Here is a 24,394-nt window from a genome sequence, read left to right on the forward strand (position 1 = left end):
AGATGCTTTCTGATTAATCACTGCTCACTAACAAACTAATCACTAATAACATGAGTTTATACGAAGGAGCGGTTAAAAAACCGATTATGACCTCGCTTTGCTTCCTGGCAGTAGCGATATTTGGTCTGTTCTCTTTGTCGAAATTACCGGTGGACCTTTATCCGGATATTGAGACCAACACCATCATGGTGATGACCTCCTATGCCGGTGCCAGTGCGTCGGATATTGAGAACAACGTGACCCGTCCGTTAGAGAATACGCTGAATTCTGTCAGCAACTTGAAGCATATCACCTCCCGTTCATCGGAGAATATCTCTGTAATTACGCTGGAGTTCGAGTATGGATATGACATCGATGTGCTGACAAATGATGTGCGCGATAAGCTGGATATGGTAAGTTCTCAGCTCCCCGATGAGGTGGAGACACCTATCATCTTCAAGTTCAGCACGGATATGATTCCTATCCTGTTGCTCTCCGTACAGGCGGATGAAAGTCAGCCGGCACTCTATAAGATATTGGATGATAACATCGTGAACCCGTTGGCGCGTGTGCCGGGTGTGGGTACGGTGTCTATTTCCGGTGCACCCAAGCGCGAGGTCAATGTGTATTGCGACCCCAACAAACTGGATGCATATAATCTTTCTGTGGAAACCATCAGCTCTATTATCAGCGCTGAAAACCGCAACACTCCTGGCGGTACGTTCGACGTGGGAAACAACACCTATTCGTTGCGCGTAGAAGGTGAGTTTAAGGACCCTAAGGAGATGGCGAACATCGTGGTGGGCACGCACAACGGCGCTTCTGTTTATCTCCGTGATGTGGCAACCATAGTGGACTCTGTGGAGGAGCGTGCGCAGAAGACTTACAGTAACGGTGTGCAGGGTGCCATGATTGTAGTGCAGAAACAGTCCGGTGCTAACTCTGTGGCCATTTCGCAGAAGGTAATCGACATGTTGCCGCAGTTGCAGAAATCGTTGCCGAGCGATGTGAAGCTGGGCATCATTGTCAATACTTCTGATAACATTCTGAATACCATTGATAGTTTGGAGGAGACCATCATGTACGCCATGCTGTTTGTAATTCTGGTGGTATTCATCTTCCTGGGACGCTGGCGTGCTACGGTAATTATCTGTATCACAATTCCGATGTCATTGGTGGCCTCATTCATTTATCTGGGGATCATTGACGGCGGTTCGCTGAATATTATCTCGCTCTCTTGTCTCTCCATTGCTATCGGTAATGTGGTGGACGATGCCATTGTGGTACTTGAGAATGTGACCACCCATATTGAACGAGGGTCCGAACCGAAACAAGCGGCAGTGCATGCCACGAATGAGGTGGCTATTTCTGTAATTGCTTCGACGCTGACCATGATTGCGGTATTCTTCCCGTTGACTATGGTAAGCGGTATGTCCGGTGTGCTGTTCCGTCAGTTGGGCTGGATGATGTGTGTGATTATGACTGTTTCCACAATCTCAGCTTTGTCGTTCACTCCGATGATGTGTGCGCAGCTTTTGCGTTTGCAGAAGAAGCAGAGCAAGATGTTCATTGCATTTTATAAACCTATTCAACGGGGGCTTGATAATCTGGACGTGTGGTATCAGAACCGTCTGAACTGGGCTGTCCGCCATCGTGCTACCGTTATTGTGGGTTGTGCCATATTCTTTGGGGCAAGTTTGTTCTGTGCCAAGTACATCGGCTCGGAATTCTTCCCGGCAGCCGACAACAGTCGTATCGGTGTCAACCTGCAATTGCCCATCGGTGCACGTGTAGAGCGTGCTCAGGCGTTGGCTTCGGAACTGACGGACAAGTGGATGAAGCGTTACGAGGGTGTAATGAAGGTCTGCAACTATACTGTGGGACAAGCCGATTCGGATAATACTTTCGCTTCGATGCAGGACAATGGCAGCCATATCATTAGCTTCAACATCAGTTTGGTGAGCCCTGCCGACCGTGATATTTCGTTGGAAGCCGTCTGCGACGAGATGCGTGAAGACTTGAAGGGTTATCCTGAGTTGGACAAGGCACAGGTTATTTTAGGTGGTAGTACCGGTGGTATGAGTGCCCAGGCCAGTGCCGACTTTGAAGTTTATGGATATGATTTTACTGCTACGGATAAAGTTTCGGCCGAGCTGAAAGAAAAATTGCTGAAAGTAAAAGGTGTGAGTGAAGTGAATATCAGTCGTCAGGATTATCAGCCTGAATATCAAGTGGACTTTGATCGCGAGAAACTGGCGTTGCACGGACTGAACTTATCGACGGCCTCTACTTATTTGCGTAACCGTGTGAACGGAGCTTTGGCTTCTTATTACCGTGAAGACGGTGATGAGTACGATATCCGCGTGCGCTATGCTCCTGAGTTCCGTACTAAGATTGAAGATTTGGAGAATATCCTTATTTATACGCCTTCAGGTGAGGGCATCCGTGTAAAGGATCTCGGTAAAGTAGTAGAGCGTTCGGCTCCTCCCACCATTGAGCGTAAGGACCGTGAACGTATTGTTACCGTATCTGCAGTTATTTCCGGTGTTCCATTGGGTGACGTGGTGAAGGATGGTAATGCTATTGTTGAGAAGATGGATTTGCCAAGTGGAATTTCTATCCAGATTTCGGGTTCTTACGAAGATCAGCAGGATTCGTTCTCCGATTTGGGTACGCTGGCTGTGTTGATTATCATTCTGGTATTTATCGTGATGGCGGCCCAGTTCGAATCTCTGAGTTATCCGTTCATCATCATGTTCTCCATTCCATTTGCATTCAGCGGTGTGCTGATGGCACTCTTCTTTACGGGCACTAACCTGAACGTAATGAGTTTGTTGGGTGGCATCATGTTGATTGGTATTGTGGTGAAGAATGGTATTGTGCTTATCGATTATATTACGCTTTGCCGCGAACGAGGCATGGCGGTGCTCCACTCTGTGGTTACGGCAGGCCGTAGCCGTCTGCGTCCGGTATTGATGACAACGCTGACCACGATCCTCGGTATGGTGCCGATGGCTGTTGGGCAGGGTGAAGGTGCCGAGATGTGGCGTCCGTTGGGTGTGGCTGTAATCGGTGGTCTGACGGTATCTACTATTCTGACATTGATTCTTGTTCCTGTGCTTTACTGTTCATTTGCCGGTATTGGTATCAAGCGTAGCCGTCGTAAGAACAAGAAAAACCGTGAACTGAACGATTACTATCAGGCTCATAAGGAGAAAATGACGAAACCCAGAAAACAATAAATCAAAAAGATATGAAATCCGTATTTATTACATTCGACCAAGCGTTCTTTGAGCGCATTATGGCGTTGCTCGACCGCCAGGGTTGCCGTGGATTCAGCTACTGGCAGCAAGTACAGGGACGTGGCAGCAAGACGGGGGAACCGCATTATGGTAGCCATGCATGGCCCAGTATGTGTTCCGCCATCATCACTGTAGTGGATGATGCAAAAGTAGACCCGTTGCTCGATGCGCTTCACCGGATAGACGAGGAGACCCAACAACTCGGTCTCCGGGCATTTGTCTGGAACATTGAGAAGACGATATAAGTGTGACTGTACTGAATGGGCATCCTACATAGATAAGGACAGGCCCCCTACATAGCGAAGAGAGGGAAATCTTACAAAACGTGAAGATTTCCCTTTCTTTTTATGTCTTTTCCCTATCTTTGCAGCTCCTTTATGGACAACATGGAAAAGAATTATCTGAAATATACCTGCATTTGGGCATTTGTGATACTGACAGGCCTGTTACTGATGTACTTCCTGCCAGGATTTACGGTAGGCGAACATGTGATGAGGCGTGTCGACCTGCTGGGAGATGTGCGTGTACCGACTACCGCTCCCGTTGAAGAAGTAGACAGTTTTCTTCCCCCGCCGCCCAAGGTGAAACCGGCTTTTGTGGATACCTGTCGTGCGGGTATGACGTGCATTGAAGATTATAGTGATTCTACCTTGCGGGGAATGACACCTTTTTATCGGGCACTGGATGAACTGACCCAGCGTCCGCGTCAAGTGCGCATTGCAGTTTTCGGAGACTCTTTTATTGAAGCGGACATCCTGACGGCAGACTTGCGGGATATGTTGCAGAGCAAATACGGTGGTTGTGGAGTCGGCTTCGTCACCATTACTTCCATGACCAGTGGATTCCGCCCTACGGTACGCCACTCTTTCAGTGGCTGGCAAAGTCATTCCGTGATGGATTCCACTTTCTTCGACCGTAAGAAACAAGGAATTTCCGGACATTACTTCGTTCCCCGTCCCGGTGCTTATGTGGAACTGAAAGGACAGAATAAATACGCTTCCCATCTGGATACTTGCCAGCAGGCTTCTATCTTCTTTTATAGTAAAGGTGAAGTTACTCTTTCCGTTAATGTCAACCGGAATGAGAAACAAACCCGCACTTTCTCTTCTACAGAAGACTTGCAGGAAATGAAGGTGGACGGTCACATCGGTTCCGTTCGTTGGACGGTGGATGAGGCGGATTCTACCTTATTCTATGGTCTGGCAATGGATGGCAAGCAGGGAATTATCCTGGATAACTTCTCTCTGCGCGGCAGTTCGGGCTTGTCATTGCGTTCGGTTCCTATATGGATGATGCATGAATTTAATGACCAGCGTCCTTACGATTTAATCATCCTGCAATATGGTCTGAACGTTGCTACCGAGCGCGGGCGGAATTATGATAAATATATCGCCGGCATGCAGACTACCATTGAACACCTGAAGGAGGCATTTCCACAGGCGGGCATATTGATTGTGAGTGTGGGCGACCGTGATTACAAGACCGAAGACGGGACCCTGCGCACTATGCCCGGCATCAAAAATCTGGTACGCTATCAACAGAACCTCGCAGCCGACAATGACATTGCTTTCTGGAATATGTTTGAAGCGATGGGAGGAGAGGGAAGCATGGCGAATCTGGTGCATGCCAAGCCTTCTTTGGCGAATTATGATTATACACACATCAATTTCCGGGGTGGCAAGTACCTGGCAGGCTTGCTTTATGAGGCGCTTGTGTATGGAAAGGAACAGTATGACAGGAGGCGGGCGTATGAGGCGGAATAATTTCTTTATTATGATTCTTTTCCTATTGTGCTTTTTGCCTGTTCATGCTCAGGATGCTATTCCTTCCTGTCCCCTTATCAGTGAAATCACGGCAGATTGTGACACCCTCCGTTCTTATTCCCAGCGTACGGACACCGTTTCCATTCCTCAAATCGCTTTCCCGACTGCCTTCCGGCAACTCGGTGCCAATGAACTGACAGATAGCCTCGGCATCCTCAACCCTTTCTGGGAGAAGTTGCGCTTGTTATACTCCGGCTTCTCTACTGATACCATCCGTATCGTACACGTTGGCGACAGTCATATCCGTGGACATATTCTTCCCCGCACTACCGGAACGCTGCTTGCAGAAACCTTTGGTGCTGTTTCCTATATCGATAAAGGTATTAATGGTGCTTTTTGTATCACCTTCACCCGTCCCGACCGTATTTCAGAAATTGCTGCCTTGCATCCCGACCTCGTTATTCTCTCTTTCGGAACGAATGAGAGCCATAACCGTCGTTACAATACCTTGGCTCACTATCGCCAGATGGACGAATTGGTGCGTATGCTCCGTGATAGCTTGCCCAACGTCCCTCTGCTAATGACGACACCTCCCGGTTCTTACGACAGTTTTCGGAAAAGTCGCCGCCGCATGTATAGCGTTAATCCCCGCACTTCCATTGCCGTAGAAACCATACGGCGCTTTGCCGATGACAACGGACTTGCCGTGTGGGATATGTACGAAGCTGTGGGCGGAAGACAACGTGCTTGTCTGAACTGGCAGGAAGCCGGACTGATGCGTCCGGACCATGTGCACTATCTTCCTGAGGGATATGTATTGCAGGGAGAATTATTTTATCAAGCCCTTTTAAAAGCCTATAATGATTATGTGGGATATTGACTTCGACCGTCTGCGTGATGTATTTGTTTATGATCCGCAAGCACCGATGATATTCAGTAGCGGCATTTTCTTGTGGTTGTTTGCAGCATTTATTCTGATATATTTGCTGTTGCAACGCCGTCTGACTGCACGGTTACTATTTGTTACCGCGTTCTCCTATTATTTCTATTATAAAAGTAGCGGCACTTATTTTTTCCTGTTGGCGCTCGTCACGGTGGCGGACTTCTTCATAGCCCGTCTTATGGCAGCCGGTACCGTGCGCTGGCAACGTAAAATGTGGGTAGTGGTGAGCCTTTTCATTAATCTCGGTTTGCTTTGTTACTTCAAGTACACCAATTTCTTGGGAGATGTTTTTGCTTCGCTTGTGGGAGGCACGTTTCATCACTATGATATATTCCTTCCTGTGGGTATCTCCTTCTTCACTTTTCAGTCGCTCAGTTACACTATTGATGTGTATCGTAAAGATATAACTCCCCTGACCAATTTGCTGGATTATGCCTTTTATGTTTCTTTCTTCCCGCAGTTGGTGGCAGGGCCTATTGTGCGTGCACGTGACTTTATTCCGCAGATTCGTCGTCCGCTGTTTGTCTCCCATGAGATGTTCGGCCGGGGAATATTCCTGATAGCAAGCGGTCTTTTCAAGAAAGCGATTATTTCAGATTATATCAGCGTGAACTTTGTAGAGCGCATCTTTGATAACCCTACGCTCTATTCCGGAGTGGAGAACCTGATGGGTGTTTATGGGTATGCCCTGCAAATCTATTGCGATTTCTCTGGTTATAGTGATATGGCTATCGGTATCGCCTTGCTTCTCGGCTTCCACTTTAATAAAAACTTCGATTCACCTTACAAATCGGCTTCCATAACGGAGTTTTGGCGACGTTGGCATATCTCGCTTTCCAGTTGGCTGAAAGATTATCTTTATATCTCTTTGGGGGGAAACCGGAAAGGAAAAATACGGCAGTATGCTAATCTTATCATTACCATGTTTTTGGGTGGTTTGTGGCATGGCGCTTCCTGGAATTTTGTAGTTTGGGGATTATTCCACGGCGTGGGCCTGGCTGCACATAAGTTCTGGATGACGTTGACCGGACGGAAAAAGGGAGAAGAAAGCCACGGTATCCGCCGCTTCTTCGGCATACTTATCACGTTCCATTTTGTTTGTTTCTGCTGGATATTCTTCCGGAATGCAGATTTTTCCACTTCATTGGATATGATAAAGCAAATCTGTACCACTTTCCGCCCGCAACTTTTCCCGCAGTTGATTGCAGGATATTGGGAAGTGTTTGCCCTGATGGCATTAGGATTCATCCTGCATTTCTGTCCCGACCGTTGGGAGAGTGCTTGCTGTAAAACAGTAATCCGCCTCCCCCTTGCGGGAAAGGCGGTACTAATGCTTGCTTTGATTTATCTGGTGATTCAGATGAAGAGTACGGAGATTCAGCCCTTCATCTATTTCCAGTTTTAATCTATTTCAATTTCGTCAATAAACATATAAGCCGCTTTGCCTTCACCTGCATGCCCTTTCGGCAGGGCAGGACTACGTTTGATGACTACCTTCACATACCGTGCTTTCACTGGGTGGAAGGTTATGTCGTAGTTTTCCACAGCTTTCTTATCAATATTTGTTTCTGCCGGAATATCTTTTGAAGCTACCTGGCGGAACTCCTTATTATCATCTGATACTGATACTACCAGCCCCGTGCTACCCATAATCCAGGCACTCATATCAACAATGGCATTCGTAGCCACCCGTTTGATTTCCATTTCCTGTCCCAAGTCGATGATAGCTTCTACATCGCCGCCTACGAAGCCTAACCAGGCTCCTGTGGCATAACTATCATTACCTTTCATACCATCCACCAAAGTAATGGCACCTTTGAATTTATATTTTTCCGATGGCTGGAATGTTAGCTCGATAGGACAATAAGTAGCCTTATTGAAAGAAATCTTTTTGCTTACTACTTTACTTTTTCCTTCCGGACGGATCACTGCTGCCTGGAAATCTGCTGTTTCAGTGATGACAACAGGTTCTGTATATTTCAGTGAAGCAGTAGTAGGCTCTGTTCCATCCAGTGTATAATAAATAGGAGCGTCATCAATAGTGCTTAATGTTATTGTAACCGCTTTCTTATCTGTATCAGGCGTAAAATCAGCTTTCAGATCGAATACATGCTTGGCATAGTTGAAACCGTCTCTTTGATAGAACTTCATGAGGCGGGCCAGACGTTTGGTGAAATCCTTGAAATCTTTCTTTTCGGGCTGTGTCCATTGTACTTCGGCAAGAGCAGCCATGCGTGGCAATATCATGTATTCCACATGTTCGGAAGAGTGGATATATTCTGTCCATAAGTTGGCTTGGGCACCAAGAATATGCCTGCTTTGTTCTTCGGTAAGTGCTGCCGGCACTGGCTCCAGACTATATACTTTCTCAATGGGCACGTAACCGCCGATACCAAGAGGTTCATCTTGTGTATCTGCTGTCTGGTAATAGTCGAAATAGCAGAAAGAGGTTGGTGTCATGATAACATCGTGTCCCAGTTGTGCTGCCTTGATGCCGCCTTCCATACCACGCCATGACATTACTGTTGCGTTAGGAGCTACGTCACCATCCAATATTTCATCCCAGCCGATAATCTGGCGCCCCTTGCTGTTCAGGAACTCTTCGATGCGTGTCATACAATAACTTTGCAGACGGTCTTCGGCAGTATGGTTCTTATCTGCCTTCAAACCTTCCGCTTTGATACGTGCCTGGCATTTTGGGCATTTTTCCCAACGGGTGCGTGGAGCTTCATCTCCACCGATATGTACATACTTCGACGGGAATATTTCTACGATTTCAGCCATTACATCTTCCAGGAACTGCATGGTTTCATCATTACCCACGCAAAGCACATCTTCGAAAATACCCCAGCGCGGGCATACTTCGTACGGACCACCCGTACACCCCAGTTCCGGATACGCAGCCAATGCAGCAAGCATGTGGCCGGGCAGGTCTACTTCCGGAATTACCGTAATGTAACGTTCCTGCGCATATTTCACGATTTCTTTTGCTTCCTCTTGTGTAAAGAAACCACCATATGGCGTATTATCGTATTCCTGTGTATTTCTTCCAATTACGGTGTGGCTGCGTTGAGAACCCACTTCTGTCAGTTTTGGATACTTCTTGATTTCAATACGCCAACCTTGGTCATCCGTCAGGTGCCAATGGAAAGTATTCATGTTGTGTAGCGCCAGCAAGTCAATGTACTTCTTCATAAATTCAAGGGGGAAGAAGTGGCGGGATACGTCGAGGTGCATGCCGCGATACGAGAATCGTGGTTCATCTTTAATTTCTCCTGCTGGTATTAGGATGGTTGCTCCTTTTGCTTCGGCAGGAATCGATTTGCGCAAAGTCTGAATACCGTAGAATACTCCGTTTTCGGTCTGGCCATTGATGCTGATACCTTCGGGGGTGGTGGTCAGCACATAACCTTCTTTGTTTGCAATGCCCGGGGCGAGTCCCAGTGTGATTGCATTTTTCACTTGTTCGCCTGCTGCGATAGCTTTTGTTTTCGGTGCATAGCCTGTGGATTGTTGGATGTATTCCGACAGAAACTCAGCATTGCGTTGCAATAAGGTATTGCTTTCCGGATAGGCGATAAGAACGTTTTCGTTCAGTTTGAACGGAGTTGTTTGGGTTAAACTTACCTCTTGGGGGAGAGGTATTACTTGGTAGTTAGCTTCTTTCTCCGTACTACACGAAGCGCATGCCAAGGCGAGAGCACTCGCGAGGAGTGCGTGGTTAAGTTTTCTCATCATAAAATTGATTAGTATTAGTAAGTTCCTTGCAAATATAAGGTTTTTGTATAGGACAAAATACAATATCGTACTATTTTTGTATACTGTAGTATACAAAAAATGGCTTTGATGCTTTCTTTTCTTTCCGCCTTTTCCACCCACAGAAAAAAGACTTCTCTTATCTTTTGGAAAATGTTGATGACTGGCGTGCTGAAGCCTGGAGTTATGAACTGCTGTTAGAGCAAATTGATTTAAGGATATTCGATATCGGTATATGGCAGGATTAGTTAGTTGCTGGCGGAGAGTCGGATTATGGGAGCCGCCCTTGCAACTCTGATTGAAGTATGAATTTATGTAATATATGTATATAGAAGCATGCTTTGTTTTGGTTTAGACAAACTGGAGTTAAGCTGATTAAAGCAGGAAGTCATACAATATTCTTCATTGGTTACAATATTCTCAAGTTCGTAAATTTGGCATTAACTATTGATTATGATTGAGGAGGTTATTTGCATGGAAGCAAGGTCAGTGTACACTAAACTTGGGTACAGAACCTTACTATCCTCGTTGATTATTTATAGAAGTCAATGGTCTCTTTGATTAATATATCTATTGGAGTATAGTTTTCAACATTTCCAGTCTCATTATATAGTAAATAATCAATGGCAGCTCTCATGGCTGCTTCGCCTTGATATTCCGGACGCTCGGCTATAAGGAAATCTATACTACCACTTTTCAGACAATCGACATTTTTCTTATTTGTTCCAAAACCTATTAATTTGATGTTAGTGATATTGCGTTCTTTAAAGTATTCTGCAATAAGATATCCTTTGGTATCGAAAACTGCGGCACCGCCAATATCATGGTATTCATCAAATAAACAATCGAGAAGCCTATCATTCTCTTTTTTATTTTCATAATTGTATTGCCCAGAATGCACTTTTATGTGTGGAAAATGTTCTTTCAAGTAAGTTATGAAACCATAAGACCTGCTTAGTGATTGTATTGATGTCTTGTCTCCAACTCTTTGGGGTTGAAAGAGAACGGCATCTTTTCCGTCTTCTAATATAGTTGTTAATAGCTTTGCTTGTACAATCCCCGTCTGATACGGATGTGGCCCAAAAAAAGCCAAGGGCTTTGTATTTTCAACAGCCGTGTCAATATAAATATAGGGGATATTCTTTATAAAGAGCTGATTAGCAAACATGAAAGTTTCATCAAAAAAGGAAGGTCCTATAAGTATAGCATCCGATTTCATAGATAGTGCTTTGTCAAAAGCCTCACGACACGAGTGAATGTTAAACTGGTTGTAATAAAGGAAATTAAGCTTTACCTCAATGTGAGCCGAGTAATAGATCATATGCTCTATTCCTCTCTTCACAGCATGCCAATAATCTCCCTCTGCGTGTTGTGGAAGAATGGCCAATATTCGAAATCGTTTATTCTCTTCCTTAGCTTGAATACCGAAAGATTTCGAGTAGTCAATCTTTATTAACACTTCTTCAATTTTTTTTCTACTATCTGCTGATACTTCACCTCTATTGTGTATAACTCTGTCAACAGTTCCAGTTGAAACGCCTGCCAGTTCAGCAATATCCTTAATTCTATATTTCTTAGCCATAGCTTCTACAATCTTATTTGGGTGCAAAGATAATAATAATACTCTTCCGTGCAAATACACGGAGTGGTATTTGATGGTAAAAACGATATACTTCGCTGATTTTGTGAGTATTTAATGTGTTGTATAACATGTTATTTAATTTGTTTTATCTCTGTAAATTCCCATATATTTGCAAAGACACGGAATTGCACGGATTTGTTAATATATTGGATGTCAATAGTTTAGTGAAAATAATGCGGTTTTCGTGTGTTTTAAATGTAATTCGCACGGTTAAATGAATAATAAAAATGCATTTTATATGAAACTGATTAAAATTTTTCTTTTGACTATTATTCCCTTCACTTATGTCCATGGAGCGGATCACAACATTACATCCTTCGGTGCTAAAGCCGATGGTGTAACAGTCTCTACTGAGGCCATACAAAAGGCGATAGATGAAAGTTCAGCAAAAGGTGGTCGAGTTATTATTCCGACTGGCGATTTTGTTACCGGGACATTATTTCTGAAAGATAATACAACATTGGTTATTGAGAAAAATGCACGGTTGTTAGGCTCAAAAAAGTTAAGTGATTACCCGAAAACAACGGTTGGATTCAGATTCTTTGGTGATACATGGGTGTATCAGTCTTTAATAATTGCTCATAACGTAAATAATATCACAATAGAAGGTGAAGGAACTATTGACGGGCAGGGTGAGGCTTTTCCTGTAACGACAAAAGTAAAGCCCGATCGTTATCGTGATCGTCCTTATCTTTTCTGGATAGCTGATTGCAAAAATATAACAGTGAAAAACATTGAACTGAGAAGCTCGGCGATGTGGTTACAATCTTATATAAGATGTGAAAAACTGCGGATTGATGGAATCAGAGTATTTAATCATGCTAATAAAAACAATGATTTGATGGATATTGATGGTTGTAAGGATGTTGTCATTACCAATGTTGTTGGCGATGCCGATGATGATGGAATTACCTTCAAAAGCACTACAGATCGTATTAGCGAGAATATTGTTGTGTCGAATTGCATCCTTAGTAGTCATTGTAATGCTATAAAATTCGGTACGGAAAGTACAACCGGATTCCGGAACATAACCATTACCAATTGTGTGATCCGGAAATCTGCTGCTGAGGAGGTAAAAACGGGACTTCCCGAAGGTATTTGTGGTATAGCACTTGAAATAGTTGATGGTGGTATTATGGAAAATATCAATATTTCAAATATTGTGGTCGATGGTCCTTATGTGCCGCTGTTCGTTCGCCTTGGAAACAGAGCACGTAAACACTATGATGAGGCTCCTCAGCCTCCTATCGGCTCAATATCGAATGTAAATATCAGTGGTATAACAGGTTATGCTTCTTCTCCTATTGGTTGTTCCATCACTGGAATATCAGAAGGCAAGGTCGAAGGAATCTCATTATCGAACAGCCGCTTTGTATGTCCCGGTGGGATAACCAAAAATATGGATAATGTAGTTATAAAAGAACTTGAAGAACTATATCCCGAATCGACCATGTTCGGAACACTACCCTCTTATGGCTTATATGTAAGACACGTCAATGAGATCAATTTGGATAATATCGTATTTGACCTGAAAAGTCCAGACTCTCGTCCTGCGATTGTTTGCGATGATGTAACCGATGGAAACATTCGGAATATAACCACAATAGGAGCAAAGAAGAAAAATGAGATCAGAATATTGGATAATTCAACGGTTGAGTTGAAATAATTTTCAGAAAGAGATTTAAAACTAAAATAAGACCATAATGAAAGCAAAGTTATTTTCTTTATTACTCATTAGCTGCGTGTGCGTCGGCTGTGTGTTGAATGCCCAGGTAGTTAAACAACCGACAAAAGTCGAACTTATAAAAGCCTTGGATGAGTGTACGTCGTATGCTACTAAGGTATTATTGGATGAAGAAGGGAAATCGCGTTGTGATTACAACGTAATTGAAGGCAAATGGTATCCGTACGAAGAGCCTTGGCACACGGGGCAAGTGATATTAGGTTTACTGGAAGCCTACAAAGTCACCGGAAATAAGGACGCTTTGGCTGCTGCTCGTAGAGCCGGAGACTGGTGGATAAGTCTTGAAATAAAAGATAATCCACGGTTTGCAGGCATGGTTGCGGCTACTCATGGCGATGATATTGGTAATGATCAAATAGTGTTTGCTACAACGAGCGATGGTACACCGGGTATTTTTGAATTAAGCCGTGTGACGGGTGATCAGAAGTATGCGAAAGTTGCTACATCGGCATCCAAGTGGTTATTGGAAAACATGTATTATCCCGAAGAAGGTGTATGCTATGATCTTGCTGATTTGAAAACCGGTGAAGTACTTACCCAGAATAGTCCTTTTTATAAAAATAAGAAAGATCAGAAGCTGGAAGATGTTTCCCGTCCAAATACCGAAGGATCTCCTTTTAAAGATGCTTATGAATTTTCGAAAGATGAGAAGTTCAGGGATGCACATATCCTGTTATCCAATTCACTGATAGAAAAACAAGATAAAGATGGAATATGGATGCGTTATATGCCTAATCATATGGAAGTTTCTTCTTTTCATCCCCGCTTCAATTTGTGGTATGCTGAATCTTTACTCGAAGCTTATGAACTGACAAAAGATAAAAAATATCTTGAAGCAGCTGCTAAAACAGCTCGTACATATGCCAAGGCACAGCAAAAAGACGGAACCATCTATTATGTAAATTATACAGATGGAAAACCTTCGGATAAAGGTTCTATATGTGGTTCGGCTGTTGCCTTTGCCGGAATACTTTGGATTCGTTTAGCCGGATATGGTTATGATGAATTTATCCCCTATTATGAAAGAAGTATAAACTGGGTGCTTAAAAATCGATATGCAATAGATCATCCTGATCCTAATCTTCGTGGGGCCGTGGTTAATACGCGCTACCGTTCAAAGAAAGGAAAGGTGTGGCTTACTAGTCGCGACGTAGGTACATCGTTTGGGTTGCGTTTTATTGCTGCGTATTATCAATTAAAATACAATAAGTAAGAAATGATGGATTTGATTAAAGAATTTAAAGTAGATTCCCTGAAGGTTTTTGTTTATGAAAATCGGGCAGCAATGGGGGTATCTGCTTATGAACTGTACAAGCAGAAAGTTTTGCAAATGATGGCTGATAGAAAAGAAAACATCAGGGCAATATATGCTGCTGCCCATTCTCAGAGTGATTTTTTTGAAGCTTTAGCCAATGACAGAGAGATCGATTTTAGCCGTATTGATGCTTTCCACATGGATGAATATATGGGGTTGGGTGATGATGCTCCTCAGAACTTTGGCAACTTCTTGAAAAACAGAATCTTTTCCAAGAAGAATTTCCATACGGTGAATTATGTGAATCCAAGTGCAAAGGATATCAGTGCCGAATGCAAACGGTATGAAAAGCTATTGAGAGAGGCTCCTCTTGATATCGTCAGTCTTGGTATTGGAGAAAATGGGCATATAGCATTTAATGATCCGCATGAAGCTCGTTTTTACGATCCGCAATGGGTAAGAGAAACATCTTTGGACGTGGTTTGCCGTCAGCAACAGGTTAATGATAAGGAGTTTTCGCATCTTGACGAAGTTCCTGAAACAGCCCTGACGCTAACGATTCCGGCATTAATGTCATGTACAACAGTTATTGGAGTTGTTCCTGATATTCGCAAGGCAAAAGCCGTATACGAAACACTGAATGGACCGGTTTCGGAAGCCTGTCCGGCATCAATACTAAGAATACACAATGATGCAACTTTATTTATAGATAAAGATGCTGCAAGTTTATTGGCAATTTAATACCTTAAATTTTATGAAAGATACTTTGAAATTCTTCGTTTTTTTGGTTGTAATGTTGATTCCAGTATCAATGTTTGCACAGGACAAAGGAAACCTTCGTGGAACAATAAAAGATAATGCCGGTAATACACTTCCGGGAGCTTCTGTTTCAATCAAAGGTAGTACACTTGGAGCAGCATCCAATATGGATGGCGAGTACGTATTGCAGGGAATACCCGTGGGACAAGTAAACATAGAAGTTAATTATTTAGGATACAAACAAATATCCGAAATCATAACCATCACTGCCGAAAAGACCGTTTTAAAGGATTTTATTATGCAAGAGAATTCTTATGAATTGGGTGATGTTGTTATCTCGGCTGCCGTTAGCGGGCAACAACGTGCATTAAATCAGCAAAAGGTGGCTGATAATTTGATGCAGGTTATTTCGGCTGACCAGATGGGTAAGTTCCCCGATCCGAATGTCTCCGATGCTTTGAAACGTTTGAGCGGTATTACGACTGACGGAAAAGAGGTACAGCTTCGTGGTACTCCAGCCAGTTTCACTAATATCAATATGAATGGTGAACAGATAATGAGTAGTCAGGAATCTGGTAAGCGAAATGAAGCGCTAGATGTTATTCCTTCCGACCTGTTGGCTTCGATGGAAGTTCAGAAAACGCTGTTGCCTTCTAATGATGGAGATGCTATTGCAGGAGTTATTAATATGCGTACTGGCACTGCACGTTCATTGAAACCTAAATTCTCTGTAGACTTGGGAAGTGGATACTCCGGCATACGCGAAAAAGTTAACTATAATGCTAAAGCAGGCTATTCACAACGCTTCTTCCCGACCAGCAAGAACTCAAATGGGGTTTTAGGGATTGCTGCAAACTACAGTTTCTTAAGAAATAATAGCGGATATGACCGTTTAGAGGCTGAAGCATGGGAGCCATACAAACTGACGGAAAAAGCTACAGGTGAGGTCGTTTCCGATGAAACATATATTCCTACGGATTATCGTTACCGTTACCAAACCAGTACAACAACCCGTAACGGTATGACATTTGTTGCCGATTGGGCTCCAACTGTAAATACTAAATTTACATTGAGTACCGTTTATAATGAACGTAAAGATGATGCTGAAAGATATAGAAACCGACTTCGTTTCCGTGACAATGGAAATGGATTTTATTTAATGGAAGACGGTTCTATTGGTTCGGAACGTATGCGTAGTATCACGCAGGTTTCAACTCAAAACGAGAAAATACGTAATTTCAATATTAATCTGGATGGAGAGTCTACAATAGGTAGTTGGAAAGTTGATGGAGGATTATTCTATACGTTGTCAAAGCGTAACTATGAAAGTGAGATGATGGGATTCCAGACTCCTGAATGGAGAGCCGGAAAGAAAGTGAATGGTGTTACTATTCCTAAAGGGACAGTTGTTGGAGTAATGCCTACTATTTATACTAAATACCTAAGTGGAAAGTATACTTACGTACCAACGGGAAATATGGGAACAGAAGCTCCAGATGCTATATCAAGATATAATCTTTATACAGTGGAAAATAACAATCAAATTACTGAAGGTACTAACTTTACAGTAAGAGCCAACGCTTCGAAAAATTACTATATAAAAGATTATGCGTCAATATTATCATTTGGGGTTAAAGGTAAATTCATGAATAATACTGGAGAAGTGCCTGTAGGAACAAATACATATTCCTATACGGCAAGTGACGCAAATAATTTGAGCAACTTATTATACACTGAACAACTGGATACAAAATTCCTGAAGAATAAACTTCATTTTGGTGTAGCGCCCAGCTTTGATAAGACAAAAGCATACATGAACAATCCGGCGAATGCTGGTGATGTTACAGTGAATGAGTACTTTTCAAATATGAACCGTGAAGGAACTTATTATGATACTCAGGAAAAAGTATTTTCAGGATATGTGATGAATAAGACACAAATTGATAATGTGATGTTGTTGGCCGGTGTACGTGTTGAACATACCCGCGTAAACTACAAGGCAAACAAAATAGAACCTTATGTAGATCCGAATGCTCCGATACAGAACGACAATCCGGATGCGTTTAATGCTTATAAAAGTACACTTGTAAGTGAAAAATTGAATTATACTAAATTCTTGCCAAACCTTCAGATGAAAGCCGATATGTCTCAGAATACAGTTCTTCGTATATCTTGGACCACTGGATATTCACGTCCTAATATTCTTGATCTTGTACCCAGTCAAGGCGTCTCTCAGGATTTAGAACGTGTGACTCTTGGAAATCCCGAATTAAAACCAGCTTATGCTAATAATTTCGATATCCTTATCGAGCAATATTTACCAAGTGTAGGTCTCATCTCGTTGGCTGCATTCCACAAGAATATACAGAAATTCCAATTCTTGAATGAAGGTATTCTGGATGATCCTACCAGTAATTATAATGGATGGCAAGTTATACAAACCAAGAATGGTAAATCGGCAAAAGTATTTGGTGCTGAAGTAACATTAAATTCAGCCTTGACTTTCTTACCTTCATTCTTGAAAAACTTGGTGCTTACAACGAACTATACATATGTGTTTTCACAAGCTACAACAGACAAAGACAGAGGTGTTACTCGTTTGCCGGGACAAGCTGAAAGTACAGCGAACTTTGCTTTGGCATACTCAACCAAGCGTTTCACACTGCAAGCTTCTATGAATTACATGGGGTCATTCATCAATGCTTTAGGTTCTAATTCGGAACGTGACATTTGGCAAGATGATCGCTGGCAGTTAGACCTGAACGGATCAGTAAACATATATAAAGGATTAACTTTCTGGGTAGAAGTTGTAAATGCACTTGACAGTGAAAGTTATGCGTATTTCGGCAACAAAGAACGTGCGTATAAACTTCAATATAATGGTGTAACTGGCCGTGGAGGATTTACCTATAGATTCTAGCGGAAAGTGCCGTTGCTAATTTTTCGATGCCATATTGAATCAATATGGCATCGAATTTTCAAAAAAATATCAACCTATGAAAGCAAATACGATTATAATATCCTTCATTCTTAGTTTTATTTTGTCTGTACAATCTTTATACGGACAAGTTAACATACCCGATAAGAGAATACCGCATCCTCGTATTCTATTAACCGAAAAGGAAAAGGTGCAGTTAGTTGAAAATATATCAAACGATTCTGTTTGGAATGTGTTGCAACAAAATACATTGAAGGGTTGCGACCAACTCTTGATTACTACACCTCTTGAAAGAAGGTTAGAAGGCATACGTTTACTTGGGACATCAAGGGAAGCTTTATATCGTATTTTTATGCTTTCGTATGCTTACCGTACAACGGGTGAAAGCAAATATGCTGAACGTGCCAAAGCCGAGTTATTGGCCGTTTCGCAATATTCGGATTGGAATCCGAGTCATTTTCTGGACGTGGCCGAAATGACGTTAGCTGTTTCAATAGGTTACGACTGGTTATATAATATATTAGACAAAGATTCTCGAAAAATAATAAGAAATGCAATTTTAGAAAAAGGAATCAATCCTTCCTTAGACAGCAAATACAACGGATTCCTGGAAAGGGAAAATAATTGGAATCAGGTATGTAATACGGCTATGGCCTATGCTGCTATAGCTATAATGGAAGATCAGCCTAGGCTGGCAAAAGAAATCATTAAACGTTCTATTGAAAGTATCCGTAAACCTATGAAACGATACGGTTCGGATGGGGCTTATCCAGAAGGGTATGGATATTGGCATTATGGTACTACCTATAATGTGATGCTTTTGGCCTTATTGGAGCAAATGTATGGAACGGACTTTGGTTTATCGGATATTCCCGGCTTTACAAAAAGTGCATATTACATTATGCATATGATTAGCCCTACACTTCAGCCTTTTAACTTTGGAGACTCCGATTCGGGTATTCGTCTTAATACATCCATGTTTTGGTTTGCAAAGAAGATGAACGATCCCGGTTTATTAAATTACGAAGTCAATTATCTGCTTAACCTTAAAAAATATAACTATGAGCAGTATAGTCGTATGTTGCCTTCCATATTTCTTTTCGGACATAATTTTAAATTAGATAAAGCGAAAACCGACAGATTACCCTTGACTTTTGTTGCCCGGAATGAGACACCCGTGTCATTAATGCGTACAGCTTGGGGTACAAAAGATGCTATTTATATAGGTATAAAAGGCGGTATGCCTTCTGATAATACACATAACCATTTGGATCAGGGCTCATTTGTGATTGATGCATTGGGAGTACGTTGGGCTATCGACTTGGGACCACAAGATTATGGAGCACTTGAAAAGCACGGGCTTTCCATTTGGGATACAACTCAAAACAGCGATCGGTGGAAAATATTCAGGTATACAAACTTAGCCCACAATGTATTTTCTATAAATGATAAACTCTTTGATGTAAAAGGACGTGCTGAAATCAAATCACATAAGAATACACCGAAGTTAAAGGAAACCCTGATTGACCTGTCATCGTTATATGATGGCCAGCTATCTTATGCTTCACGCTATATTGCCATTGTAAATGAAGAGTATATTGAAATAAAGGATGAAGTAAGAACTAATACTGAAACTGCAGATTTAACTTGGCGGATGCTTACTAAAGCTGAAGTGAAAGTTGTGGGTGATGGATTCTTTTTGATACAGGATGGAAAGTCTATATTTGTATCTGTTCCTGCAGGAACAGAACCATTTGTTACATCTGCGGCTCCTATTAGAGACTTTGATGCGCCTAACCCGAATGTAAGTATCATTGGTTACAAAATGAAACTCGCACCTAAAACGACTCAAACGTTGACAGTGCGTCTGTTTCCTCAAAGTATGGATAAAATACAGGAAATATGTGACCGTGTTGCTACTTGGCAGATTAAAAACCAATCCTCAGTAAAACATCATGCGTTGGATTGGACAAACGGAGCTTGGTATAAAGGTTTGTCGGAGTGGGCAAAAGAAACGTACAATGAAACTTATTTTGATTTCTTAAAAGCACAGGGTGAACGTCATGGCTATAACGTTTATTACAGACCTTATCATGCCGATGATATTTGTGTTTCGCAAATGTATTTGGAATTATATAATAGATATGGTAATAAAAACTTTATTGCGCATACCATAGAGCGGCTCGACTATGTGATAAATAAACCATCGAAAGCACCTTTGGAAAAGAATCATCCCAAAGGTCGAGATGAACGTTGGTCATGGTGCGACGCGCTTTTCATGGCTCCGCCTGTTTATGCCGGATTGTATAGGCTAACCGGTAATAAAAAGTACACCGACTTCATGGATAAAGAATTCAAAGAATGTACTGACTCGCTCTACGATAAAGGGGCAAAACTATATTTTCGGGATTGTACGAAGATTAACCTTCGCGAAGCAAACGGAGAAAAACAATTCTGGGCACGTGGCAACGGATGGGTATTAGCCGGCATTCCGCTAATCTTAGATAATCTACCTAAAGATTATCACAATAGACAATATTATGTTGATTTGTTCAGGGATTTGGCCGAAGGTATTTTGAAAACACAAGATGAGAGAGGATCATGGCATGCGAGTTTATTGGATAGTGATTCATACCCTTCACCTGAGAACAGTGCTTCAGCATTCTTTTGTTATGGCATGGCATGGGGTATAAGGAACGGATTACTTGATAGCGAGACCTATATGGAACCGATGCTTCGGGCATGGGCTACGTTATGCAATTATATACATGAAGATGGAAAAATGGGTTATATTCAACCCGTAGGTCATGACCCGAAGCCTGCTGATGAGAACACAACAGACGTGTATGGTGTAGGCGCTTTCCTCTTAGCTGGATCAGAGATAATGAAATTGGAAAAGAATAATCAAAAATAGAAAACAATGAATAGTACACTTAACCATGTAACAATGAATAAAAGAACCAATTATCGGTGGGTAATATGTTCTATGCTGTTTTTTGCTACCACCATTAATTATCTGGACCGTCAGGTACTTTCACTTACTTGGAGAGATTTTATTGCTCCGGAGTTCCACTGGACAAACACCCATTATGGAACAATAACGGCTTTATTCTCCATCTTTTATGCTGTGAGTATGCTGTTTGCCGGAAAATTTATTGATAAGATAGGTACAAAGAAAGGCTATTTGTGGGCCATTGGTATCTGGTCTATCGGGGCATGTTTGCACGCTTTTTGTGGTATTATCACATCAGGAGTTGTTGCCGACCAATGGCTTGTTGGGTTTGCCGGTGCTAGGGAAGCGATTGCTGCAATTGGCGATACCACTCTCATTGTAACCGTGAGTGTGACATTATTTATCATCGCCCGTATGATTCTGGCACTTGGCGAGGCTGGTAACTATCCGGCAGCCATAAAAACAACGGCCGAATATTTTCCTAAAAAAGATAGGGCACTGGCTACAAGCCTTTTTGATTGCGGTTCCGTTGTCGGCGCTTTGGCTGCTCCTGTAACGATCCCGGCCATAGCAGAAGCCTGGGGATGGGAAATGGCTTTCCTTGTGATTGGTGCACTTGGCTTTATTTGGATGGGGGCGTGGATGTTGATTTATAAAAAGCCACATATGAATTCAAAAGTGAACGAGAGTGAGTTGCAATATATTCATCAGGATGGACAGGATACGAAGAAGGAAGAAGAGAAAGTGCCTTATTTGACTTGTCTGAAATATAAGCAAACCTGGGCATTTGCCTTAGGCAAGTTCCTTACAGACGGTGTATGGTTTTTCTTCTTATTTTGGACTCCGGCTTATCTAAGTGCCGTATACGATATTAAATCGTCCGATCCAAAGGGGCAATTAGCCATATTTTTGTTATATCTGATTTCACTAATATCTATTGTAGGCGGCTGGTTGCCATCTTATTTTGTGGACAAGAAAAAGATGAATCCTTATGATGGACGCATGAAAACGATGTTGATTTTTGCATCCTTTTTACTGATTGCCCTTTTTGCTCAGCCATTAGGACACATATCTTATTGGATACCGATCATATGCGTGGGTATCGCAATGGCAGGTCATCAGGCTTGGTCGGCAAACATATTCACTACCGTCAGTGATATGTTTCCAAAAAAAGCGATCGGAACGATTATCGGGATCGGTGGCATGGCCGGAGGTATTGGCGCGTTTATCATCAATAAAGGTTCGGGCGTATTATTTGATTATGCGGACCAAACGCAAATGGTTTTCATGGGCTTCAAAGGAGAAGAAGCCGGGTATTTCATTATATTTTCAGTTTGTGCTTTCTCTCACTTGATTGGTTGGGTGGTTATGAAAGCATTGGTTCCTAAATATAAACCGATTACAGATTTATAAAAAAGTTAGAATGATCGAGTTAAGATTGATTTTATTGTTTGTCTATTTTATATTTCTGATGCCGGCAGCATTCTCCTGTAGAAACATGCGCTGTGCAGTAGGGGAAATATACCATGCGGTAAAGGAAGTGGATACCTTGAGTGTACATGCAATGCGTATGCTCTCGGAGTTGAATGCTTCTGTCATGAAGTATGTTAATCCTGATAAAAACTCTCCGGATTATGGTGGCATTTACTGTCCGTATTGCAAATTGTATCATACGCGGGCAGCAGAGGCAGTTTACCCTTTTGCGTTCGAGTATTATAAAACCGGGAATAGAGCCTATCTGAAAGCAGCGGTCAATGCTGGAAACTGGCTTATTAGGCAGCAGGAGGATAACGGGTCATGGCTCGAAACACCAGAGACATGGACAGGTACAACCACCGATCAGGTGTTAATGATGGCGTTGGCATATCCCTTTCTGAAGCCGCATTTATCGAAGAAAGAGAAGGAAGCGTGGCTGCAATCCATTGAGAAAGCAGGCGATTACCTTGTCAAAGTAATGTCACCCCAATTTGCCAGTATCAATTATTGTGCGACAACTACGGCAAGTCTTATGGTTGTGAACGAAGTCGTCAACAAACAGTCCTATCAGTATAAAGCACGGGAACTGGCCTATCTGGTAGTTGGTAAGATGGACCAGGATTATTTCCTGACAGGCGAAGGTGGGCGTGTATTCGGAGTGAAATATGGAATAGATTTGGGTTATAACCTTGAGATGTCTCTTTGGGGATTGGCACTATTTGCTCAATTGGCAAAGGATGACGCAATAAAGCAAATCGTAGAAAAGTCATTGGCACGGCATCTGTACTTTATTTATCCTGACGGATCAATGGACGCTTCGTGGGGAATTCGTTCCAATAAATGGACTTGCTTCGGTAGTGGTACTTCAGATGGATGTCAGGCGCTTTTCAGCCTGTTTATGGATAAAAATGATCAGTACCGTACGGCCGCTATCCGGAACATACAATTCCTGAGGACCTGTATGAAAGGCGGTATCGTTGGTTTTGGCCCTTTATACTATGATATGTATGATTACGAGCCTTGCATTTATCCCACTTTCACCAAAGCCAAGAATATGGCAATGGCAATAGCTTTTGCGAAAGCTGATGCGGGTAAAGTACAGCAGTTGCCTCTTGATAGGAAGGGTATGTATTATTTTCCTACATTGAACTTGACAGTGTCGAGAACATCACAGTGGTGTGCTACCATATCAGGATATACATATAAAGATCCGGCGGGAGATCGTACAAAATATATGCATCGTCCTGGTGGAGGTACAATAACCAATCTTTGGTTAAATGGACATGGATATTTTCAGGCATCATCGCAAACCATCTATAAAAGATGGGAGCCAATGAGTTTTCCGGAAATTCCGACTCCGTTACCATTGACTCCAAGAATTGAATTTAGTAGTGACTTAGGTTATTTCACCAATTTATATGAATTTGATGCTATCATGACCAACAACGAAAAAGATGGAGCGTATATCGTATCAAGCTTTGGTGAACTGAAAAACAGCAAGCAACAGGAAGGTGGTATTGCCTATCGATTGGAGCATACGATAAGCGACAATAGCGTGTGCAAAGAGATTGAACTTATTTATCACGATACTAAATCTTTTGTACGTATTATTGAACCAATCATTTATTATCCAGGCATGGAGTTCAAGCAGATAGACCCTAAAACGGTATGGATAAAGATGAATGATCAGACAATAGAAATGAAAATAATATCGGATAATGTGAATCTCGAACTAGGAACGGATGAGGAAAAATATAAATGGAGTTATCCTGCTCTGAAGGCTTATCCGATTATTTTGAACGTAATTTGTGAGAAGAATGATTTTAGAGAGACCATCCGGTTTAGTTATAGATTAATTTAAAGTTTCATTGTGAGAAAATAAAA

General features: G+C 42.2%; 14 protein-coding genes. 12 read left to right on the forward strand and 2 right to left on the reverse strand.

Annotation, left to right across the window (positions count from 1 at the left end; genetic code table 11):
* The first annotated feature begins 50 nt into the window (after positions 1-50).
* The 5 genes from HMPREF9447_RS25950 to HMPREF9447_RS25970 all read left to right on the forward strand — a co-directional run bounded on the left by HMPREF9447_RS25950 (position 51) and on the right by HMPREF9447_RS25970 (position 7,392).
* Positions 51-3,221, forward strand: coding sequence for an efflux RND transporter permease subunit (locus HMPREF9447_RS25950; RefSeq protein ID WP_009132623.1), 3,171 nt, complete (start codon positions 51-53; stop codon positions 3,219-3,221).
* Positions 3,222-3,232: 11 nt separating this feature from the next.
* Positions 3,233-3,526, forward strand: a complete 294-nt coding sequence (locus tag HMPREF9447_RS25955) for a PG0541 family transporter-associated protein (RefSeq protein ID WP_009132624.1) — start codon at positions 3,233-3,235, stop codon at positions 3,524-3,526.
* Between the two features lie 141 nt (positions 3,527-3,667).
* Positions 3,668-5,044, forward strand: a complete 1,377-nt coding sequence (locus tag HMPREF9447_RS25960; RefSeq protein WP_044138749.1) for an SGNH/GDSL hydrolase family protein — start codon at positions 3,668-3,670, stop codon at positions 5,042-5,044.
* Positions 5,031-5,924 carry an SGNH/GDSL hydrolase family protein gene (locus HMPREF9447_RS25965; protein ID WP_374937433.1) on the forward strand — a complete coding sequence of 298 codons (894 nt, stop codon included), beginning with the start codon at positions 5,031-5,033 and terminating at the stop codon, positions 5,922-5,924. Before HMPREF9447_RS25960 ends, HMPREF9447_RS25965 begins: the two co-directional genes overlap by 14 nt.
* Positions 5,905-7,392 (forward strand): MBOAT family O-acyltransferase, encoded by a 1,488-nt coding sequence (locus HMPREF9447_RS25970; RefSeq protein ID WP_044138703.1) that lies wholly within the window; start codon positions 5,905-5,907, stop codon positions 7,390-7,392. Before HMPREF9447_RS25965 ends, HMPREF9447_RS25970 begins: the two co-directional genes overlap by 20 nt.
* On the opposite strand, the gene HMPREF9447_RS25975 is transcribed toward HMPREF9447_RS25970, so the two are convergent.
* Entirely contained in the window at positions 7,389-9,722 is a 2,334-nt protein-coding gene (locus tag HMPREF9447_RS25975) for a glycoside hydrolase family 20 protein (RefSeq protein ID WP_009132628.1), read from the reverse strand. The two genes, HMPREF9447_RS25970 and HMPREF9447_RS25975, sit on opposite strands and share 4 nt — an antisense overlap.
* A gap of 553 nt (positions 9,723-10,275) precedes the next feature.
* Complete coding sequence (locus tag HMPREF9447_RS25980; RefSeq protein WP_009132629.1) at positions 10,276-11,325, reverse strand: LacI family DNA-binding transcriptional regulator; 1,050 nt, start codon at positions 11,323-11,325, stop codon at positions 10,276-10,278.
* Between the two features lie 298 nt (positions 11,326-11,623).
* Between HMPREF9447_RS25980 and HMPREF9447_RS25985 the strand changes: the two genes are divergently transcribed.
* The 7 genes from HMPREF9447_RS25985 to HMPREF9447_RS26015 all read left to right on the forward strand — a co-directional run bounded on the left by HMPREF9447_RS25985 (position 11,624) and on the right by HMPREF9447_RS26015 (position 24,371).
* Positions 11,624-13,051 (forward strand): glycoside hydrolase family 28 protein, encoded by a 1,428-nt coding sequence (locus HMPREF9447_RS25985; RefSeq protein WP_009132630.1) that lies wholly within the window; start codon positions 11,624-11,626, stop codon positions 13,049-13,051.
* A gap of 37 nt (positions 13,052-13,088) precedes the next feature.
* A complete protein-coding gene (locus tag HMPREF9447_RS25990) occupies positions 13,089-14,342 on the forward strand; it encodes a beta-L-arabinofuranosidase domain-containing protein (RefSeq protein ID WP_009132631.1) in 1,254 nt (417 codons plus the stop codon).
* A gap of 3 nt (positions 14,343-14,345) precedes the next feature.
* On the forward strand, positions 14,346-15,125 hold the full coding sequence (locus tag HMPREF9447_RS25995) for a 6-phosphogluconolactonase (protein ID WP_009132632.1): 780 nt from the start codon (positions 14,346-14,348) through the stop codon (positions 15,123-15,125).
* Positions 15,126-15,138: 13 nt separating this feature from the next.
* Positions 15,139-18,063 (forward strand): TonB-dependent receptor, encoded by a 2,925-nt coding sequence (locus HMPREF9447_RS26000; protein WP_009132633.1) that lies wholly within the window; start codon positions 15,139-15,141, stop codon positions 18,061-18,063.
* A 76-nt stretch (positions 18,064-18,139) separates the two neighbouring features.
* Positions 18,140-20,995 carry a glycoside hydrolase family 88 protein gene (locus HMPREF9447_RS26005; protein ID WP_009132634.1) on the forward strand — a complete coding sequence of 952 codons (2,856 nt, stop codon included), beginning with the start codon at positions 18,140-18,142 and terminating at the stop codon, positions 20,993-20,995.
* A 6-nt stretch (positions 20,996-21,001) separates the two neighbouring features.
* Positions 21,002-22,447, forward strand: coding sequence for an MFS transporter (locus tag HMPREF9447_RS26010; protein ID WP_009132635.1), 1,446 nt, complete (start codon positions 21,002-21,004; stop codon positions 22,445-22,447).
* A 10-nt stretch (positions 22,448-22,457) separates the two neighbouring features.
* On the forward strand, positions 22,458-24,371 hold the full coding sequence (locus HMPREF9447_RS26015) for a hypothetical protein (RefSeq protein WP_009132636.1): 1,914 nt from the start codon (positions 22,458-22,460) through the stop codon (positions 24,369-24,371).
* The last annotated feature ends 23 nt before the right edge of the window (positions 24,372-24,394 follow it).

The sequence above is a fragment of the Bacteroides oleiciplenus YIT 12058 genome (genome assembly GCF_000315485.1).
GTDB classification, from domain to species: Bacteria; Bacteroidota; Bacteroidia; order Bacteroidales; family Bacteroidaceae; genus Bacteroides; species Bacteroides oleiciplenus.

Excerpts from the sequence above, each read along its gene's own strand:
- HMPREF9447_RS26000 (WP_009132633.1), top strand. The coding sequence starts at position 15,139 with ATGAAAGATACTTTGAAATTCTTCGTTTTTTTGGTTGTAATGTTGATT.
- HMPREF9447_RS25980 (WP_009132629.1), bottom strand. The coding sequence starts at position 11,325 with ATGGCTAAGAAATATAGAATTAAGGATATTGCTGAACTGGCAGGCGTT.
- HMPREF9447_RS25995 (WP_009132632.1), top strand. The coding sequence starts at position 14,346 with ATGATGGATTTGATTAAAGAATTTAAAGTAGATTCCCTGAAGGTTTTT.
- HMPREF9447_RS25970 (WP_044138703.1), top strand. The coding sequence starts at position 5,905 with ATGATTATGTGGGATATTGACTTCGACCGTCTGCGTGATGTATTTGTT.
- HMPREF9447_RS26010 (WP_009132635.1), top strand. The coding sequence starts at position 21,002 with ATGAATAGTACACTTAACCATGTAACAATGAATAAAAGAACCAATTAT.
- HMPREF9447_RS26005 (WP_009132634.1), top strand. The coding sequence starts at position 18,140 with ATGAAAGCAAATACGATTATAATATCCTTCATTCTTAGTTTTATTTTG.
- HMPREF9447_RS25965 (WP_374937433.1), top strand. The coding sequence starts at position 5,031 with ATGAGGCGGAATAATTTCTTTATTATGATTCTTTTCCTATTGTGCTTT.
- HMPREF9447_RS25955 (WP_009132624.1), top strand. The coding sequence starts at position 3,233 with ATGAAATCCGTATTTATTACATTCGACCAAGCGTTCTTTGAGCGCATT.
- HMPREF9447_RS26015 (WP_009132636.1), top strand. The coding sequence starts at position 22,458 with ATGATCGAGTTAAGATTGATTTTATTGTTTGTCTATTTTATATTTCTG.
- HMPREF9447_RS25950 (WP_009132623.1), top strand. The coding sequence starts at position 51 with ATGAGTTTATACGAAGGAGCGGTTAAAAAACCGATTATGACCTCGCTT.
- HMPREF9447_RS25975 (WP_009132628.1), bottom strand. The coding sequence starts at position 9,722 with ATGAGAAAACTTAACCACGCACTCCTCGCGAGTGCTCTCGCCTTGGCA.
- HMPREF9447_RS25990 (WP_009132631.1), top strand. The coding sequence starts at position 13,089 with ATGAAAGCAAAGTTATTTTCTTTATTACTCATTAGCTGCGTGTGCGTC.
- HMPREF9447_RS25960 (WP_044138749.1), top strand. The coding sequence starts at position 3,668 with ATGGAAAAGAATTATCTGAAATATACCTGCATTTGGGCATTTGTGATA.
- HMPREF9447_RS25985 (WP_009132630.1), top strand. The coding sequence starts at position 11,624 with ATGAAACTGATTAAAATTTTTCTTTTGACTATTATTCCCTTCACTTAT.